Origin of the sequence: Microcystis sp. M083S1, assembly GCF_020246405.1 — a bacterium.
GTDB lineage: Bacteria > Cyanobacteriota > Cyanobacteriia > Cyanobacteriales > Microcystaceae > Microcystis > Microcystis aeruginosa_C.
Genome location: NZ_JADBTB010000067.1, coordinates 1 through 19622 on the forward strand (window position 1 = coordinate 1; position 19622 = coordinate 19622).

A 19622-nucleotide genomic window follows, 5' to 3' on the forward strand; every position below is an offset into this window, starting at 1 on the left:
AACTAGAAACTCGCGCATAAATAGCTACTTTATTTTCACCGCAAGAACGGTCATCTTCAAAAATAATAATTGTTCCTGTAGGAAGACGTTCTCCTTGTAACTGCCCTCGATTCCACATTCTCCAAGCAGTGTCATAACTGACCCCTTTTTTCTTAGCATAATCTGATAGTTTTATATGAACTGCAACGTAAACTTGTACTAACCATGTTAGCAGTTTTTTGCAGTCATTTGCATATATTTTTTACAAAACTTTACAATACCGACAATCAGCAATTATCAGTGACTCTTAGATGATAACAAATGTATCAGCAGCTGCGTGTAAGCATCCCACCGAAAAACTAATGCGCGGGGGGTTTGGGGGCGGCACCACGCCCCCAACGGGGGGTTTGGGGGGTAGAACCCCCCAAAAGCTGGGATTGAGTGGTAAAATCAGAAACAACGCCCGATTTTAGCAGGGGGGTTTCTCCGTAAAAATCCCAATTGGTAGATTTACAAAAATGAGATGTACCCGCCGTCAAATTTTGCCAAAACAGAAAATCCCCTCTTATGTTATATAAAGTAAAGGATTATTAAGCTTCGCGGAAGTTTATTAATTAAAGTTAAAAATATATTGACAAAAAAATTGGCTTGTGGTAAGGAGCAGAATTTAGCCAAACCTCCTAGCTGATTTCTTGTCAAGGGTTCACCTAAGTGTAATTGGAGATTTCATGACGGCAACGACGGATAAATTGCATGGGGAGTTGATCACCTCGATCGAGCCAGACTTTAAACTGAAAGATATTATTAAAACCATTCCCAAAGAATATTTCCAGAAAGACCCAGTTAAAGCTTGGTTTGGAGTGATTGCGAATATTTTGGCGGTCATTGCGGGTTATGCAATGCTAGTTTATTCTCCCTGGTATTTACTGCCTTTAGCTTGGATTTTCACTGGTACAGCTTTAACGGGATTTTTTGTCATCGCCCATGATTGCGGTCATCGGTCTTTTTCTAATCGATCCTGGGTTAATGATCTTGTCGGTCATATTTTCCTCTTACCGCTTATCTATCCCTTCCACTGCTGGCGTTTCCTCCACGATCGCCATCATGCTAAAACTAACATGGTAACTATAGATAATGCTTGGGATCCGTGGGAATTAGAAGCTTTTAACTCGGCCAATCCCTTAGTGCGTCTCTTTTATCGCGGCATTCGCGGTCGTTTCTGGTGGCTTGGTTCGATCGCCCACTGGGCTATTCTACACTTCAACATCGAACAATTCAAGGAGAACGAACGGGAAAAAGCCCGCTTTTCGATGATTGTCGTCCTAGTTTTTGCCGCTATTTTTTTCCCAACCCTCATTTTCTACACTGGTGTCTGGGGATTGGTTAAATTTTGGGTGGTGCCTTGGTTTGTCTATCATTTTTGGATGAGTACCTTTACCCTTGTCCATCACACGGACCCCGATATTCAATTTTCCTATCCCGAAGACTGGAATCAAGCTGTAGCGCAACTAGAAGGGACAGTTCACTGTAGCTATCCCCGTTGGGTAGAAATTCTCTGTCACGATATTAATGTCCATATCCCCCATCATATCTCGACGGCGATTCCTTCCTATAACCTCCGCAAAGTTCACGCTAGTCTCAAAGAAAATTGGGGTAGTCACCTGAAAGAAACCAAGTTTTCTTGGGCATTAATGAAGCGAATCGTTGATTATTGCCATATTTTCGACTCCGAAACCGCCTACAAAACCTTTAAGGAAAGCCGCGGTTAAATCAGTTATCAGTTATCAGTTATCAGTTATCAGTTATCAGTTATCAGTTATCAGATTTGAGTTTTAAGTGACAGTATTAAATCGAATTTTCCTACTGTCTTTTCACTGATTACTGATTATTGTTTACTGGCCACTGTTTACTGGACGGCTACGCCGTGCCTTTGGCAACACTGAAAAAAGCTCCCTGCTCCCCAATTCATAATTCATAATTCATAATTCATAATTCATAAGGAAAGATTACCAGTAAACGCGTTTACCATTGGGCATAACTGTTAACCAATTGGTTTTTGCTAGGGCGATTTGTTCTTGAGTTACTTGGGCATCAGAGAGATTAGCCCCGCAAAGATTAGCGTTTTTGAGATGAGCGTAGCGAAGATTGGCTCCGGTGAGATTCGCCCCGCGTAAATCGGACTCTTCCAGGTCTGCATAACCGAGATAGGCATCATTTAAATTGGTATTTTTGAGAATAGCTTGAGTGAGATTAGCCCGGCCCAGATCCGCATTGGATAGATCCGCCCCTTGTAAATTAGTGCCTGTTAATTTGCATTGAAAGAAATTTACCCCCAAAAGTTTTGCTTTAGACAGATTGAGATTCGATAAGTCCTCCTGGGCGAAATTGCGCCGGCCGTTATCGTAAGCATCGAAAATCGCTTTTTCATCTAAGCGGCGTTTTCTCTTCGATAAGGTTATATCTACGCTGCTGTGGTCTTTGTTTCTAGATGGTGTATTTGTATTGGTTGTTGAAAAGGCGATCTGTCCCCCCGACAGATTATCTGGAGAGGCCCCTGAATTTTTATTTTTGGAGCGAAATTTAGAGTTGATAGTGCCAGAAACTGAGGAAGTGAGTATTTGACCTGAATCTTGTGGTGGTTTCGGGGCAGTAACCATTGGAGCCGAGGTTAAACTTTGGGCTAGACTATCGGCATAAGCGGTCATGTCTAAAGCATCCATTACCTCTTGGGCGGATTTGTAGCGATGACGGACGGAGACTTCCAGCATTGTTTTCAGGACTTTAGCAAACTGGGGACTCACCTTGACTAATTTTTCCCAGAGTAATTCACCTGTATTGACATCAACTTCGATAGCTTTAGGAGATTTGCCCGTGAGTAGATAGATACAGGTAGCTCCCACGGCATAGATATCACTAGCATAGACCGGACGCATGGCCATCTGTTCGGGAGGGGCAAAACCTTGGGTACCCACGGCAAAATTAGTGAAAGCAGTTTGAGAATTGACATTGACAATAATAGTGTTAACTTGATTTTTGACAGCCCCAAAGTCAATCAGAACCAATTTTCGATCCGTTTCCCGAAGAATTAGGTTAGCGGGTTTGATATCCCGATGAATTACCTTTTGTTTGTGGATATATTTCAAAATCGGCAACAGTTCACTTAAAAACTGTTTGACTCCCGCTTCGCTAAACGGTCCGCGTTTTTTTACCTCTTGGTGCAGGTTATGACCTTTAACGTATTCTTGAACTAGATAAAACTGTTGATTATCTTCAAAATAGTCCAATAATCGGGGAACCTGCGGATGAACGCCCAGTTTTCCCAGGGTTTCCGCTTCTCGCTCAAAAAGTTCCCTGGCCATCTGAAAAACATTAGGATCGTCAGTGGAAGGTCGCAGTTGTTTAACCACACATAGGGGGGTACCTGGTAGAGACAAATCCGATGAGACAAAGGTTGCCCCAAACCCTCCTTTTCCCAAAATGCCTAGGATCTGATAGCGGTCGTGCAGAAGAAGTTTTGAACCGCAACTCTGGCAGATTAACGCTTTTGGGGTGTTTTTCGGTTGAGGACAGTCGGGATTAAGGCAGTAGGTCATATAGAGTCACCAGTTGACCAATACTTTTTGGCTAACACAGTTCAACAATGTATTCTGGGAGATTCTCCTCAAGAGGGAGGGTCTCCCAGAGTCTAAAACTATACAGAAACTCTAGACAGTCAAAGTGCGCCTCTAGTCTTGGTTATCGACTAAAACAACGTCTTTTAGTGTCATTGCTTAGTTAACGCAGAGGCAACTTATCAAGATAGCGGTTGCTTGCTAACTGGGATTTTTACCTAAACTCTTCTAGCCTATCACAGATTTGACAATTGGCGACCTCTATCAATTGTTAAGTAATCTTAGCTTTTCTTGATAATTCATCACCTCTAATCACTTTTTCCCTTTCATCAAAGCGGCCCGGGCCTGTTCGCGGTCATCGAAATGGATTTTTTCTGTCCCCAAAATTTGATAGTCTTCGTGGCCTTTACCCGCAATAATTACTCCGTCTCCCGGTTGTGCTGTTTGAATAGCCGTGTCAATGGCTAAAGCGCGATCGCTAATTACCTGTACGGTAATTTCTGGGGGAATGCCAGCGATAATATCCTCAAGGATTCGTTCGGGAGCTTCTGTGCGGGGATTATCGGAGGTAACTATGGCTAAATCTGCTAATTCTGCCGCTATTTTCCCCATTAACGGCCGTTTTGTCCGATCTCGATCGCCGCCACAACCAAAAACACAAATCATCCGACCAGAAATAAAGGGACGTGTTGCTTTTAAAACATTCTCTAAACTGTCGGGAGTATGGGCATAATCGACAATGACGCTGATATCTTGGTCGGGAGCGATTCTAACCCGTTCCATCCGCCCCGGTACTCCTGAAAACTGGGGAATTTGACCGATTACTGTCTCTAGCTCTACACCACATTCTAACACTGCCGCCACCGCCGCTAAGAGATTAGCCAGATTATATTGACCCACCAGAGGAGAAGCAAAGGCTATTTCCCCTTGGGGAGTCCCCATCACCCCTTCCACTCCCGTGGGTTGATAGTGTAAATCCTTAGTATAAAAATCGGCACTAGCATCGGACACACTATAGGTTAAAACCTGTTGGGGAGACAGGGAGGCCACTAAACGTTGACCATAGGCATCATCAAGGTTAATAATCGCCTTACCTTGCAGATAATCGGGACTAAATAATTTAGCTTTAGCGGCAAAATAATCCTCCATGTCGAGGTGATAATCGAGATGGTCCCGGGTGAGATTGGTAAACACCGTCACGGGAAAAGTACAACCCTGTACCCGTCCCTGGGCCAGTGCATGGGAACTAACTTCCATGACGGCGATTTCATTGCCGGTGCTCACCGCTTTGGCCAAACTAGCTTGTAACTCGTTAGCGAAAGGGGTGGTATGATTGGCGGTTTCTTGGAATCCTTGCCAACGGGTGTAAAGAGTCCCGAATAAAGCGGTGGGAATCTTTGCTTGGCTGAGAAAATATTCAATTAAATGGGTGGTGGTGGTTTTGCCGTTGGTTCCCGTCACACCGATTAATTTTAGGGTAAGGGCCGGATAATGATAGAATTTAGCAGCGATCGCAGCAGTGGCAGTAACTAAATCTGCCACAACGATTACGCAAGCATCCTCCGGGGGGGGAAATTTAGCAGCGGCTGCCGGGGAGATAATCGCCGCTAGGGCCCCGCTTTCCAAAGCGGAACGCCAAAATTCGCCGCCATCGACGCGAGTGCCGGGTAAACCGATAAATAAATCTCCCGGTTGACAAGCATGGGAGTTGGTGGAAATTCCTGTAATCTCGGTAATAGAAGCGATAGGAGAAGAAATCGGGGAAACCAGAGGGATAGTTGTTAAAAGTTCTTGTAGTTTCATAGTCAGGATTGAATCTAGGGATTGCTGCTTTTAGATTAGCCGATTATCAAAGAGGTTCCTAGGCCGAAGTGGGGGTGTGGGGTGTGGGGTGTGGGGAGATGGGAATTATGAATTATGAATTATGAATTATGAATTGGGGAGAAGGGAGTGGGAAGTGGGGAAGTGGGGAAGCTGTCTCATCACCCTATCACCCCAAAACCCTATCACCCTATCACCCTATCTCCTGCCTTTTCCCTTTTGCCTCCTGATATCTGCGATAAGCTAAAAAAAACAAGGCTATAGCTTGTCAACTGTTGACGATTTTCTGCTGACTATTTTCGGGATATTTATATGCAATTCGTCGATTTTCTGGCTCTCATTCATCCTGTCCTAGCGATAGTGGTCGTTTTTCCTATTATCGGCCTCGTAGTTAACTTTGCTTGGCAAACCCGTCAACGTCGCCTAGAAACCAACGCGGGAAATAAAAGTAAAATTCCCCCAGTGGTCGGGCCAGAACATCTACGCTTAGGCCGCTGGTTAACCGCTACAGTGGTAGGGGTTAACCTGTTAGCACTAGCTTACTCGGTCGTTTACGGTTTTAATGGTTTTGTCGATAAACAACAAGACGGAAAATTAGACTCCTTTCAGGTCATTTTTGTGATTTTGATGTTTTTTGTCACCATTGCCTCTTTGGTCTGTCTCTACCGTGCTAGACAAGGCCTCTGGCGCGGAATTTTTGCCACCTTGACTGGCATGGGTTTAATTATTATCGGTTCTCAGGATGGGGTCTGGCGACTCTCGGACCAATGGTACTGGTCCCACTACTATATCGGCATGGCGGCATCATTACTGATGATTTTCTCTCTGGCCATTGTCGAAGATATCTATAAAGACCGTTCCCATCGTTGGCGCATTGCCCATACAATTCTCAATTGTATCGCTCTGGCTCTCTTTCTGGGACAAGGGATGACCGGTTCGAGGGATTTACTGGAAATTCCCCTCAGTTGGCAAAAACCGGCAATTTATCGCTGTGATTTCACCAATAAAACCTGTCCTGAACCTAAATCCTCAACCCCCCTTATCAACCCGATAAGTTAAACTTTTTTAGGGACTGGGAGAGGTAGAGGGTGAAGGATTTGGGAAATCACACTCAGATGTACCCGTGGTATCAATGGGTTCCTCACACCAATTGGCAATCTTACCAAGTTGGGGCAAGGTGTTTAAGGGATTGGGTTTCAGGTTGTGGATTAAGTCAGTCCATTCTACTCCTTGTATCACAGCAACTTCGCCGCTATTTGGGGCACAGGTTGAAATTTTGCCCCACTTCTTACCCCAGGCGGCACCGACGAAATCACCGTTACCGGTTTTACCGAGGGAATAGGCAGGAGCAAAGATAAACGCTTCTAGTCTTTGCTTTTGACCCACTCTCAGACAAATTTGCGGCGCGGTGGAAGCTAATTCATTATTGGCATAAATTTGTAGATTGCCCGGTTTACAAACCGTGGGTCGGCTAACACGGCTGCAGTCGTGTTCGATGACACCGTTAATATCACCTCTAACATAAAAAACTACCCGTTGCCCCGGAGTAATGGTGATCCTATCGTTACCACTCAAGTTGATATTATTAACGATATACTCGTACACCTGTACGCTTTGACCGTTAATCGTGCGAGTAGTGGGTGTGTCTCCCTGTCTGGGAAAAGTTTCTTGAGCAGGCAAAAGAGGACTGGTAAGTTCTCCTAGGTTTGTAATACCGTTGGGAGGCTCCGGTAAATTGGGGAAATCAAGCCTCTCCTCCGGCACACCGACAAATTGCGCTTTGTAGGGGGTATTGGGTGCGGGTGTGGGCTGTTGAATATTATTTTGGTTAATATGACATTCTAGGTTCGGTCGCAAAGTTCCTGTCCCCTCGACAAATCCTGTGGCCTCCGTGGTGTCGCTCATAACCACATCCCCCTGAAATTTAGCACCGCCAGAATAATTCGGATTGCTGGCCGCAATCTGGTCAGTTTGACCTTCATCTTCCGTGGCTCCCTCCCTTATCCACAAAGCCGGAACCGTGGTGCGAGTGAATGCGAGGGGACGGGAAGGAAAAATAGGGATAGTTACCACCACGCGGTTACGCGAGGCGGCATTATCGCCACTATCTCTATTGATACCAATGTTAGTTAGGTCTGTTGCGGCACTTTTGAGGGAAAGTCCTTCGAGGGTGAGAACTCCCCAACCTAAACCCCTAGAGGGGGGAGTCTTCTCGGTATCATCGAGATAAACGTAGTTAACCACGCGATAATAACGATTATTACCGAGATCAAACCATTCACCACTAGCCAAATCTCTTAATCCTGGATTTACTGCTCGTTGTTCTGTGGGTGCGAGGATTTTGTAGGCAATTTCGTTATTACGATTGGTATTACCACAGGCGGTGGCAATGGCTAATTTTTTTAAATCTCTTTGGAAATTGGTACTAGGATTACCAGTGGGTATTTCGGCTCTCTCCCAACAATCGCCAGTAGTACAATTACTATCAACCGTTGCCATAACTCGAACGCTATTCAGTAAATCCCGCACGCGAGCCACTGCAGCTTCGGAACTTGTTAAACTATCAGCCTGGGCTTTTTGGGCAATTACTTTCGATTGATCCCCTTGGACGCGCATCATCACAGTTATCCCTGTTCCCATCAGGATAAGTCCAATTAACATGGCAAGAGGCAAGGCAAACCCCTTTTCCTTATTAGCCGTCAGGTGAAGGTATAAACGATTGTTCATAGACCAGTCCATCTAAGAATGGTTACTTCTATTATAATACTGTCAAGTTTTGGTCAAGTGACAAATGTGAGAATACAAGAATAGCACTGTGAGTACAATCACAGACAAAAGCCAGTTAATAGAATAGTCAGCCAGCAATTTTTCGATAAGTAGGTAGGCGTTAAAAATTATCAGATGCCCCCTTTATCAAGGGGGGATTAAGGGGGGATCGGCACCCCCCTTATCAAGGGGATCCCCCCGCCTATCGGCACCCCCCTTATCAAGGGGGGCAGGGGGGATCGAACCTAAAATCTATTTTTAATTTAATTATAACCAGCTACTTAAGTATTTTCGATTTTTGACTAAACTAAAGGACTGTTTTTCGATTCAGAATTGCCCGCCAAATCAAGCCTGTCCCCCGACAAAAGCTGATAATTAACAACCAAAGTGATTGTAATTCTCCCGCCGTATTTTTCGGTTGCCAGCGCAGGGGACGACAGAATAGAAAAGTAATTAGCTTTCTCTGCTCTGATAGGGCAAGTGGCTGGAATTTAAGAGTCGCTTGCCAGATTTTTCCTCGTTTTTCTAGATTGACTAGATGAGCCGATAGGCGCAAGTTTTCGCCTAAAATATCTAGGAGTAATTTTTCTGAGTAGATGGGTTCACTTAGGTTAATTTCTGCTCCTATTTCCGAAAGTTTTTTTAGATTGCCCTGTATAATTATATCCGATTCTGTGATCAAGTTAACAGGAGATTCCAGCACTTGATATTGAGTTTCTAAGGTGAGGGGAGCTTCCAATAAAGCCACTAAAGCAGTCATGATAATAACCACGTTATATATAGCCAAAATCAAGCCAAAATTTAGGGGACTCGCTTGATAATTGTGATGGTGCAAATTAAAGAAAATACCAATTAAAGTAATGGTGAGAAAAAAGAGCAATGGGTAGGATAAATGCCAATTATATTGATAATTTTGGCGAGCAATTCCCTTCGGTGTCACCTGAAATCCCTTGTCAAAGGGTTTCCAAAGAACATGGAGAACTGTTAGGGCTGTAGGTACACAAATAATCATCGATAGTACCTCAGAAAAAATAATGGAGCGCGAGCGAGAATTTAACCAGTGATAAGTGGCTAACTGCAGCATCATGTAGGGTAAAAATATATAGATTGTCTCATCAATAGTAATGTTAAAAGGTACTATATAACCAAAGGTATAAAGGAGAGGAATAAGCAGAGAAAATAAACGAGCTAAGGGAGAAAACCAAGATAAAAGTCCTTCTAAGTGTGCCAATCTTTGGGGTAGAGTTAGTCCCGCAATTTTTAGGGGATTAGCTTTGATAAAAAAGGCCTGTAAAGTTCCCCTTGCCCAGCGCAATCTTTGCCGTAAATAAGCTGATAAACTTTCGGCAGATAAACCAGCACTGAGTTTTTCATTTAAGTAAATAACTTCATAACCTTGGGCAGAGATAGCAATTCCAGTAAAATAGTCTTCACTAATAGATTCTATATTAAAATATCCCACTTCCTCTAAGGCTTTTCTTCTGACAATAAAAGAAGTGCCAGCACAAACAGAACTACCCACCCCATCTTTAGCTGGTTGGATATGACGATAAAATAATTCTTCGTCGGGAGTAACGATATTTTCTAAACCTAAGTTATGGGCAATAGGATCGGCATTATAAAAGCTTTGGGGCGTTTGCACTAAGGCAATTTTTGGGTTTTGAAACCAGCCAACAGTTCTTTCTAGAAAGTTCCGACAAGGGATAAAATCCGCGTCAAAAACTACCACTAATTCCCCTTGAGTTTGTCTGAGAGCATGGTTTAAATTACCTGCTTTAGCGTTTTTTCTATCCTCACGAGTCAGATAATGACAATTTAATTTTTCTGCCAATTCATAAATTTCTGACCTCTGGGTATCATCGAGAATATAAATATTTTTATGGGGATAATTAAGGGCTTGACAACCGATAATAGTTCTTTTTAAGATAAAGGCTGGCTCATTATAGGTGGGAATGAGGATATCTACCGTCGGTAAATACTGTTTATCGATCACCCCTTGGCTATAAAAATCAGCTTCTTTGCGTCTATCCTTCGTGGTTAAGACTAAAACTAACTGAATTATGCTACTACTTAAAATTATCATCTCAATTCCTAAAAGGAGTAAACTAAAAAAGCCATTGAGAGGAGTAGAAAGATTTAAGGTTTCCAGAATTCTCCAGAGTAGATAGCGCAGGGTTATAGCTAGAGTGATAGAAATAATGACTAATCTTGACCAAACTTGCGGACGCGGAGACAAGAAAACGATTAACTGCGTAAAAATTAGCAGGATAACCGTGGGTAATAATAATTGATAGCTATGAGCAACCGTGGGAACTTTAATCCAAGCAAAGGGGTTAAAAAATTCTTCTACTAAGCCAAGGATTAATCGATAAATATTGTGTTCTGGCCAACATAATGATAAACTAACCATCATTAGCCCGCCGATCACTGCCAAAATAATTAAAATAACCGATATTATCGCTAAAATGGATTTGAATACGGAGGAATATGCTGGTTTTTGAGGGAACGTAAAAATTGACTCTTGGTTAGACATAAATCCCCTTCTGAGTAAATAAATCTAACTACATTTTACAATTCTTAACAAAAACCCTGTGCATTTTTGGCAATGACAGGAGCGCTCTCCACCAAAATGCTAAATTTTGTATCAAACCCAAGATGAAACTAGCCAGAAAAAGTCTGGAAATAGTATACTCTGGTTAACCGTGAGGAAAAATTTAATCTATGATAGCCGTCAAAATCGCCGTTGTTAGCGCTCTCGTTTTAGTTGTGGTCAAATTCGTCGCTTCTGTTCTAGGTAAAGGCAATATACCCCTACTTAATCAGGCTGTCACTGTGATTTTAAGCCTTTTTATCGGTTTTGAGTTGATTCAACTAGGACAAACGGTGATTGAAAAGATTAATTAAGAGCTAAACGGGCCAGATAGAAGCTAGTAATAGTTTTAGCATCGATCGATTCTCCCTTGGCGATCGCTGATTCCATTTCCTCAAAACTCATAAAAACCACTTCTAGATCTTCATCGGCATCTTGAGCGGGGGGCAAGCTTAATTTTTCCAGATCCCGGGCCAGAAAAGCATAGATATATTCATCGGAATAACCCGGTGCCAGGGCAAATTTACCCAAAGATTGCCAATTATGCGCCCGATAACCCGCTTCTTCCTCTAATTCTCGTTTTACCGTCGTAGCAGGGTCTTCTCCTTCATCAATCGTCCCGGCGGGAAATTCCAGAATGCGAGCTTGCAAACTAAACCGATACTGACGTACTAAAACTAATTGACCTTCCTTGGTGATTGGAACTGCTAAAGCACCCCCCGGATGACGCACACATTCCCATTCTCCCTCGACACCGTTAGGTAAACGCAGTTTCGAGACTTCAAATTGAAAGACGCGACCCTGATAAAAAAGACGTTGTTGGAGAAATTGAGGCGGTTCAGACATAGAAAATTTGCAACTAGGACTTTAAGAATTAATATCAAGAAATGTCACCTTTGTCACCGGTGTTTCAGGTTATAATAGAAAATGCTGTCTTTACAGGTTAAATCTTTTTCGAGAAACCCCATGGCAAAAAAATCGATGGTAGAACGCGAGAAAAAACGCGCTCGTCTCAGACAAAAATACGAAGCTAAAAGAGCGGAACTAAAAGAACAATTCCGCACCGCCGAGGATTTTGAAGAAAAACTGGCAATTCACCAAAAATTACAGGAATTACCCCGCAATAGCGCTCCTAGTCGTCACCGCAACCGTTGTTTAACGACCGGCAGACCGAGAGGATACTATCGCGATTTTGGTTTATCCCGCAACGTTTTACGCGAATGGGCCCACCAAGGTCTTTTACCCGGTGTGGTCAAGTCTAGCTGGTAGTCAGAAACAATATCTAGGGTCTGCTGAAAAAGTTTTTCGTGGGGACAGGGTGTGGGGTGTGGGGTGTGGGGTTTTACCGGTTTTGAGGTGGCCAATTACCTAATTTTTAGGGAAAAAGTCCAAGGATTTTCCCCCTGATCACTCCCATACCTGGTACTTTTTGATTGACAAAAAGTCTAAAAGTCTTACCCAACAAGGTTTTTAGATTTATTCAGCAAACCCTATCTAGGGAAAATACCGGGATAGAGGCGTGGTTTTTGCGTCTCTATTGCTGTTTTTAGGCAATTTTAGCGATAAAATAAAAACCCTCGATCGAGTGATCGAGAGTTAAACATGAACAAAAAATTCACCTAGACTACAGTAGCAGCCTTACGGGCAGCAGCGGCCTCATCGGGATGAATACCGAGACGAGTGAGATTGAGACGACCTTTACTATCGATCTCGCGTACCTTGACTAACACCTCATCCCCCACGGCCACTTCATCTTCGACCTTACCGACGCGTCCCTCGGCCAATTGGGAAATATGGATCATTCCCTCTTTCCCCGGCAAAACTTCCACAAAAGCGCCGATTTGGATAATGCGAGTCACGCGACCGAGATAAACCTCACCCTCATTGAGTTTGCGGGTCATATTGTAAATCAGTCGTTTAGCTTTTTCGGCCTGTTCCCCATCGGTGGAGGAAATGGTGACAGTACCATCGTCATCGATATCGATTTTCGTGCCGGTCTGTTCAGTAATCCCTTTAACCGTCTTACCACCCGGCCCGATTACTAACCCGATCAGATCTGGATCGATCTTGATCGTCAATAACCGGGGTGCGTGGGGAGATAATTCCGTGCGGGGTTTTTCTAGGGTCGCTAACATCTTCTCGAGGATATGTTTGCGGGCCGGTAAAGCTTGTTCGATCGCCTTGGCCACCACTTCCATGCTTAAACCGGGGATTTTCATATCCATCTGGAGAGCGGTGATGCCGGAATCAGTGCCAGCCACCTTAAAGTCCATATCTCCCAGAAAATCCTCAATACCCTGAATATCGGTCAAAATCCGCACTTCTTCCCCTTCTTTAATTAAACCCATGGCCGCACCGCTAACGGGTTTTTTCAGGGGAACACCGGCATCCATCAGCGCCAGGGTAGAACCACACACGGAACCCATGGAGGTGGAACCATTAGAAGAGAGGACTTCCGACACCACCCGCAGCACATAGGGAAATTCCTCCTGTGGGGGGAGGACAGGTACGATCGCCCTTTCCGCTAAAGCACCGTGACCGATTTCTCGACGGCCGGGAGAACGCATCGGACGGGTTTCACCGACGGAAAAGGGTGGGAAATTGTAGTGATGAAGATAGCGTTTTTCATCTTCGGGATGGAGATCGTCGCCCAAATCCTGAGCATCACCGGGGGTGCCAAGGGTGGCGATCGAAAGCACTTGGGTTAAACCGCGATTAAACAAACCGCTACCGTGAACCCGACGGGGTAAAACTCCCACCAGGCAAGAAATCGGCCGTACTTCGTCCAGTTTGCGACCATCAACCCGCACCCCATCCTCGATAATTTGGGCGCGCATCAGTTTTTTGGTCAGATCCTTAAAGAGATTACCGATTAACTTGGGTTCTTCCAGCGTTGGAGCTTTTAAGGGATCTTCATCGGGGAGAGCGGTTATAGTTTCCTTGATCCGATTTTCGATCGCCTCTAATTTCTCATCCCGTTCGGTTTTGCTGAGGGTAAACTGACAGAGAATCTGTTTAATTTCCTCTTTAGCTTGTTCTCTCAGGAAATTCTGCACGGTTTCGTTTACTACCGGCGCTTCTCGGGTGACGAGGGGAATACCCAACTGATCGATCAATTCCCGTTGAGCGGTGATCAGGTCGCGCACTGCTTCATAACCAAAATCGATCGCCTCAATAATATCCCGTTCCGGTAACTGATTGGCTCCCGCTTCGATCATCACCACCCCTTCAGGACTACCGGCCACCACTAGATCCAATTCTCCGTTATGGATTTCCTTGTAGGTGGGATTGATGATAAATTCATCCCCCAGTAAACCGACGCGCACCGCTGCCATCGGTCCTTGGAAGGGAATACCTGCCAACAAAACCGCCACGGAAGCCCCAGTAACGGCCAAAACATCCGGGGGGACCTCCTCATCCATCGAGAGGGTTGTAGCGACCACCTGAATATCATCCCGCATCCAACTGGGAAATAGGGGCCGCAGGGGGCGATCGATCAAACGACCGGTCAGAATTGCTTTTTCCGGGGGACGACCTTCACGACGCAAAAATCCTCCCGGGATGCGCCCGGCGGCGTATAATCTTTCTTCATAGTCAACGGTTAAGGGTAGGAAATCTACTCCTTCTCTGGCTTTGGCTGTGGTTGCTGTCACTAAAACTGCCGTTTCTCCCGATTGGATCAGAACACTACCGCCAGCTTGGGGGGCTAAAAGCCCTATTTTTAGTCGAATATCCCTGCCATCAAAGGATATTGACTTGTCAAACTCTTCCATGTAAAGCTATATTCCTTTCTTTCACTTTTCTCTGTGCTGTCGCCATCCTAGCATTTTTTGTACCCCTTTCCAGCAGGTTTAGTATTCAGTGATCAGTTTTAAGAAGGTTCGGAGCCGGTCGTCAGTAGTCAGGAGCCGGTCGTCAGTAGTCAGTAGTCAGGAGCCGGTCGTCAGTAGTCAGGAGCCGGTCGTCAGTAGTCAGTAGTCAGGGGCCAGTAGTCAGGGGTCAGGAGATTATTTTTATTTATTCTTCCCACTTCTCACTTCATAATTCATAATTCATAATTTATAATTTATAATTCCTACACCCCAATTCCCCACTTTTAAACAGAATTTAAGATTACTTGCTCAAAACGGCCAAAAAATGATAGCTTCAGATATAGGAATAATCTGGTTAAGAAAAAAAATGTCTTCCCTTGCCGCTTGCTGGCCTAAAAATATTTCTAAGTATTAGCAAAACTGACTGACTCTCAGCTCTCAGCAGTTGAGCGGGATTTTTCCTAGCTCGAAGAACCCCAGACAAAGAAAATTAAGACAATTAAAAGGATTGCGTCTCTATTATCTGTTAGACGCTTCTAATCCAGTGAATTTGCGGGTTATCTTCAAATTAACCCCGTTTAACCCTATTTATTATCGATCATGGCTGAAAGTTATTTATTAAACAAACTGCAATCTGTAGAACAGACGTACAAAGAATTAACCCGTCGTCTAGCGGATCCCGATGTCACCAGTAATCCGGGTGAATTGCATCGTCTGGCCAAATCCCGCGCTTCCCTAGAGGAAACGGTCAACACTTACGAAATTTGGCAAAAAAGTCAAGAGGATTTAATCGGGGCGAAACAAATCTTTAAAGAATCCGCCAGCGATCCCGAATTACGCGAAATCGCCGCCCTAGAAGTGGCAGAATTAGAGGCAAAAATCGCCACTTTGGAAGACCAATTAACAATTCTGCTGCTGCCCCGGGATCCGCTCGATGAAAAGAATATCATGCTGGAAATTCGCGCCGGGACTGGAGGTGATGAGGCCAGTATTTGGGCGGGGGATTTAGTTCGTTTGTACTCAAAATATGCCGAAACTCAAAAATGGAAAGTTAGCCTTTTGAGTGAATCTCCGGCGGATATGGGAGGATTTAAAGAGGCAATTTTAGAGATTAAAGGCGATAACGTCTATAGTAAGCTGAAATTTGAGGCGGGAGTCCATCGGGTGCAGCGGGTTCCTCTGACGGAAGCAAGTGGTCGCGTCCACACTTCCACCGCTACCGTGGCGATTATGCCAGAAGTGGACGATGTGGAAGTGCATATCGATCCCAAGGATATTGAGTTAACCACGGCTAGATCTGGGGGAGCAGGCGGTCAAAATGTCAATAAAGTGGAAACTGCGGTCGATTTAATCCATAAACCCACGGGAATCCGGGTTTTTTGCACCGAAGAGCGCTCGCAATTGCAAAACCGGGAACGAGCTATGCAGATTCTCCGGGCGAAACTGTACGATATGAAATTACAGGAACAACAGGAAGCGGTCAGTTCCATGCGACGCTCTCAGGTGGGAACCGGTTCCCGTTCGGAAAAAATTCGCACCTATAACTATAAGGATAATCGTCTCACCGATCATCGCTTAAATCAGAATTTTTCCCTCGATCGCATTTTAGACGGCGCCATCGAAGAGGTGATCCAATCCTGTATCGCCAAGGATCAACAGGGAAAACTGGCAGAATTAGCCGCTGCCCAAGAGACAGCTTAATCAGTGATCAGTGATCAGTTACCAGTGAACAGTAAAAAGCTCCCCACTTCCGGCACTTTCCCCACTGGTGGGGGTGAGTGCGGGTGGGGAATGATGCCGGTTCCTTCAACTCACGACTAATTCTATGCTTCCACTAAACGAAAGGCCGCACCCAAACCGACAGCGATCTCATCGGGAGAAATTCTGCCATCATGGTTAATATCGATCGCATCGAATACCGCATCGGTTCCCGCCCATTCTTCCCGGATGATGAAACCATCCCCATCATGATCATAGACTGGGAAAATATCTTCGGCGGCGTGTTCTAGGGTTGACTGACCTTACAACTGGGTTAAACGTTGAATCAGCAATTGTTCTAATAATTCTAAAGCTTTGGTAAAACCTTGAATACCTTCCGTTAGTTTTTCGGAAGCCATGGCATCTTCGGCGTGCATTTTCTCAAAAGTCGCTTGATCCATGGCAATTTTGACAATATCAAGGGTTGCGGCCTGGTCTGGATCGAGCTTACGGGGTAAATCGGCTTCTGTCTCTTGCAATTGTTCGAGAAGTTTCGGGGAAATGGTTAAAAGATCACAACCAGCTAACTCGCAAATTTCGCCGATATTGCGGAAACTTGCCCCCATAACTTCGGTTTTATAGCCAAACTTTTTATAGTAGTTATAGATCTGGGTAACGGATTGGACTCCGGGATCTTCAGCGCCAACGTAGTCTTTACCAGTTTCTTTTTTATACCAATCGAGAATGCGACCGACAAAGGGAGAAATTAAGGTGACTCCCGCTTCCGCACAGGCGATCGCCTGATGAAAACCGAATAATAGGGTTAAATTACAGTGAATTCCTTCTTTTTCGAGGACTTCTGCCGCTTTAATCCCTTCCCAAGTCGAAGCAATTTTAATTAAGACTCTTTCTCTAGAGATACCCGCTTGTTCATACTGGGAAATGAGATAACGGGCCTTGTCGATGGTAGCTTGGGTATCGTAGGAAAGACGAGCATCCACTTCGGTGGAGACGCGGCCGGGGACGATTTGCAGGATTTGCAGACCAAAACCGATCGCTAGACGATCAAAAGCTAATTTGGCCACATCTTCCGGGGTGGCCTGCTCCCCTAATTCTTTTCTGGCCGCTTGCAGGGTTTGATCGACAATCGGCTGATATTGGGGCATTTGGGCCGCAGCCGTAATCAGGGAGGGGTTAGTGGTGGTATCTTGGGGGGTAAAAGCTTCGATCGCTTGGATATCGCCGGTATCGGCAACAACCACTGTAAATTGGCGTAATTGTTCTAGTAGGGTTTTAGCCATAACTTCTCCAGATGCGTGTTAACGCGAGACATTATCTGGATCTTAGCGATTCGATCGAAAGGAAGGGGAAAATTCCCGATTGATTTAATTCCCAAGCACAGACCTGGCCAAAGTCGGGATAAGAGCAGGAATCTTGGGTCCACTTCTTGCCCAAAGTCCTCTATTTGTGATAGTATTAGTGATTGTGTCGATTTAATAAAAGGGAGTTTATGCCCAAGCTAAAAACGCGAAAGGCGGCGGCCAAACGATTTGAGGCCACGGGAAGCGGCAAAAAAATCAAACGTCGCAAAGCCTTCAAAAATCATCTACTCGATCATAAGAGTGCCGAACGCAAGCGCCGTCGTTTGTCCCAGATTACCCTGGTACACGAGCGCGACGAGAAGGAAGTGCGCTTAATGTTGCCCTATTTGTAAATTTTCCAGAAAAATCGTCTAAAGGATTATCATGTCTAGAGTAAAACGGGGGAATGTCGCCCGCAAGCGACGCAAAAAAGTTCTCAAATTAGCCAAAGGTTTTCGCGGTTCCCACTCGCGCTTATTCCGTACCGCTAACCAACAGGTAATGAAGGCCTTGCGGAATGCCTATAGAGACCGTCGCAAACGTAAACGCGATTTTCGTCGTCTTTGGATTACCCGCATTAACGCCGCTGCTCGTCAACAGGGCATCAGTTACAGCCAACTAACCGGACAATTAAAGAAAGCTAATATCCTCCTGAATCGGAAAATGTTGGCCCAATTAGCTGTCCTCGATCCCGTCGCTTTTGCTAAAGTGGTAGAAACAGCCAAAGGATAATTTAGCCCCGAGCATGACGGAAACTTGGCAAACGATTCAATTCCCCAGTTCAGAAAGTGCGATCGCTTTAGCGGGTCATCAAGAAGCTAACCTCAAATTGATAGCCAGGCAAACTGGGGCGAATTTAGTCCTCAGAGGCATGGAATTGCGGATTGGGGGACAACCAACCCCGGTGGAGCGTGCCACAGCGATTGTGCGCTCCTTAAGTATTTTATGGCAAGAGGCCAAGTTAATCGCCGAAGCCGATATTATGACCGCTATCCATGCCCTCGATACGGGGCGTTCTAGCGAGTATAAAGAACTACAGCAGGATATTCTCGCCCGTACCCGTCGCGGGGAGCTAATTCGGGCAAAAACCTTCCGTCAGCGTCAATATATCCAAGCGATTCAAAGTCACGATATCACCTTTTGTATTGGACCTGCTGGCACGGGGAAAACCTTTTTAGCCGCCGTTTTAGCCGTACAAGCTTTATTAGAAGATAAAGTAGAACGGATTATCCTCACCCGGCCGGCCGTGGAAGCGGGGGAAAAATTAGGCTTTCTCCCGGGGGATTTACAGCAAAAAGTCGATCCTTTTTTGCGTCCCCTCTACGATGCTTTATACGAATTTATCGAAGCATCCAAAATTCCCGACCTGATGGAACGGGGTAAAATCGAAATCGCTCCCTTAGCTTATATGCGGGGACGAACCCTAGCTAATGCTTTTGTTATCGTTGATGAGGCCCAAAATACCACCCCAGCACAGTTAAAAATGGTCTTAACTCGCTTGGGATTCGGTTCGCGCATGGTAGTAACTGGAGATGTCACCCAAACCGATTTACCGCAACAGCAAGAATCGGGGTTAATTGCCGCTCAAAAAATCCTCAAATCAGTAGAAGGGATCGCTTTTTGTTACCTATCCCGGGCCGATGTGGTGCGTCATCCCCTAGTACAAAAAATTGTCTCAGCTTACGAACAGCACGAAAAATAACAGGCTCTTCTAGGTTCTGTGTGATAAGTTTAACTTACACAGGATCGATCTTTGTGTCCTTTGTGTCTTTGTGGTTCGCTCCACTCCCTCGCTAGGAGTAATGTATCTTAGAATACATTTTACCCACCAAACCTGGGAGAGCCAATAACAGATTGTTGAGATAGTCGCTCTTGTACTCTTGCGAGAGAGTATAGAATTAGGTTAATTTAACGCGATGTGCAACTAAAAACGACAGAATCAGGGTTCCAGAGGATACTTTATCTCTGCTGATTTCTGAAAGCC

Annotated in this window: 14 protein-coding genes and 2 pseudogenes; 8 read left to right on the forward strand and 8 right to left on the reverse strand. The window is 44.9% G+C overall.

Going from position 1 to position 19622, the window contains the following annotated elements; all coding sequences use genetic code 11:
* Positions 1-175, reverse strand: a pseudogene (locus tag IM450_RS06190) (IS607 family transposase); the annotation flags it as partial.
* A 532-nt stretch (positions 176-707) separates the two neighbouring features.
* Here IM450_RS06190 and IM450_RS06195 point away from each other — a divergent pair.
* Positions 708-1748 (forward strand): fatty acid desaturase, encoded by a 1041-nt coding sequence (locus IM450_RS06195; protein WP_004268232.1) that lies wholly within the window; start codon positions 708-710, stop codon positions 1746-1748.
* Positions 1749-1985: 237 nt separating this feature from the next.
* On the opposite strand, the gene IM450_RS06200 is transcribed toward IM450_RS06195, so the two are convergent.
* Together IM450_RS06200 and IM450_RS06205 are read right to left on the reverse strand one after the other, a co-directional pair.
* Complete coding sequence (locus IM450_RS06200) at positions 1986-3572, reverse strand: serine/threonine-protein kinase (RefSeq protein WP_287665395.1); 1587 nt, start codon at positions 3570-3572, stop codon at positions 1986-1988.
* Between the two features lie 330 nt (positions 3573-3902).
* The gene (locus IM450_RS06205) at positions 3903-5393 is read right to left on the reverse strand and encodes a UDP-N-acetylmuramoyl-L-alanyl-D-glutamate--2,6-diaminopimelate ligase (protein WP_287665398.1); all 1491 of its coding nucleotides are present in this window, start codon (positions 5391-5393) and stop codon (positions 3903-3905) included.
* Positions 5394-5723: 330 nt separating this feature from the next.
* Here IM450_RS06205 and IM450_RS06210 point away from each other — a divergent pair, with 330 nt between their 5' ends.
* Positions 5724-6470, forward strand: coding sequence for a DUF4079 domain-containing protein (locus tag IM450_RS06210; protein ID WP_287665400.1), 747 nt, complete (start codon positions 5724-5726; stop codon positions 6468-6470).
* A 6-nt stretch (positions 6471-6476) separates the two neighbouring features.
* On the opposite strand, the gene IM450_RS06215 is transcribed toward IM450_RS06210, so the two are convergent.
* Complete coding sequence (locus IM450_RS06215; RefSeq protein ID WP_287665402.1) at positions 6477-8138, reverse strand: hypothetical protein; 1662 nt, start codon at positions 8136-8138, stop codon at positions 6477-6479.
* A 346-nt stretch (positions 8139-8484) separates the two neighbouring features.
* Positions 8485-10710: a glycosyltransferase gene (locus IM450_RS06220; RefSeq protein ID WP_287665404.1), complete on the reverse strand. Its 2226-nt coding sequence runs from the start codon at positions 10708-10710 to the stop codon at positions 8485-8487.
* 188 nt (positions 10711-10898) lie between these two features.
* Here IM450_RS06220 and IM450_RS06225 point away from each other — a divergent pair, with 188 nt between their 5' ends.
* Positions 10899-11081: a hypothetical protein gene (locus tag IM450_RS06225; protein ID WP_002739991.1), complete on the forward strand. Its 183-nt coding sequence runs from the start codon at positions 10899-10901 to the stop codon at positions 11079-11081.
* On the opposite strand, the gene IM450_RS06230 is transcribed toward IM450_RS06225, so the two are convergent.
* The gene (locus tag IM450_RS06230; protein WP_004268241.1) at positions 11074-11613 is read right to left on the reverse strand and encodes an NUDIX hydrolase; all 540 of its coding nucleotides are present in this window, start codon (positions 11611-11613) and stop codon (positions 11074-11076) included. The genes IM450_RS06225 and IM450_RS06230 overlap by 8 nt on opposite strands.
* A 120-nt stretch (positions 11614-11733) precedes the next feature.
* Here IM450_RS06230 and rpsN point away from each other — a divergent pair, with 120 nt between their 5' ends.
* Positions 11734-12036, forward strand: coding sequence for a 30S ribosomal protein S14 (gene rpsN / locus IM450_RS06235; protein ID WP_002740009.1), 303 nt, complete (start codon positions 11734-11736; stop codon positions 12034-12036).
* 350 nt (positions 12037-12386) lie between these two features.
* Here rpsN and IM450_RS06240 read toward each other — a convergent pair whose 3' ends face one another.
* Positions 12387-14540: a polyribonucleotide nucleotidyltransferase gene (locus tag IM450_RS06240; RefSeq protein ID WP_004268249.1), complete on the reverse strand. Its 2154-nt coding sequence runs from the start codon at positions 14538-14540 to the stop codon at positions 12387-12389.
* Between the two features lie 639 nt (positions 14541-15179).
* Here IM450_RS06240 and prfA point away from each other — a divergent pair.
* The gene (gene prfA, locus IM450_RS06245) at positions 15180-16280 is read left to right on the forward strand and encodes a peptide chain release factor 1 (RefSeq protein WP_004268253.1); all 1101 of its coding nucleotides are present in this window, start codon (positions 15180-15182) and stop codon (positions 16278-16280) included.
* Positions 16281-16402: 122 nt separating this feature from the next.
* Here the strand turns inward: prfA and IM450_RS06250 are convergent.
* Positions 16403-17578: pseudogene (locus IM450_RS06250) on the reverse strand (transaldolase).
* Positions 17579-17787: 209 nt separating this feature from the next.
* On the opposite strand from IM450_RS06250, the gene rpmI reads away from it, so the two are divergent.
* The 3 genes from rpmI to IM450_RS06265 are packed head-to-tail and all read left to right on the forward strand — an operon-like array spanning position 17788 to position 19340.
* On the forward strand, positions 17788-17991 hold the full coding sequence (gene rpmI / locus IM450_RS06255) for a 50S ribosomal protein L35 (RefSeq protein ID WP_002781071.1): 204 nt from the start codon (positions 17788-17790) through the stop codon (positions 17989-17991).
* A gap of 31 nt (positions 17992-18022) precedes the next feature.
* Complete coding sequence (gene rplT / locus IM450_RS06260) at positions 18023-18370, forward strand: 50S ribosomal protein L20 (protein WP_002739593.1); 348 nt, start codon at positions 18023-18025, stop codon at positions 18368-18370.
* A 13-nt stretch (positions 18371-18383) separates the two neighbouring features.
* On the forward strand, positions 18384-19340 hold the full coding sequence (locus IM450_RS06265; RefSeq protein WP_004268263.1) for a PhoH family protein: 957 nt from the start codon (positions 18384-18386) through the stop codon (positions 19338-19340).
* Positions 19341-19622: the final 282 nt, after the last annotated feature.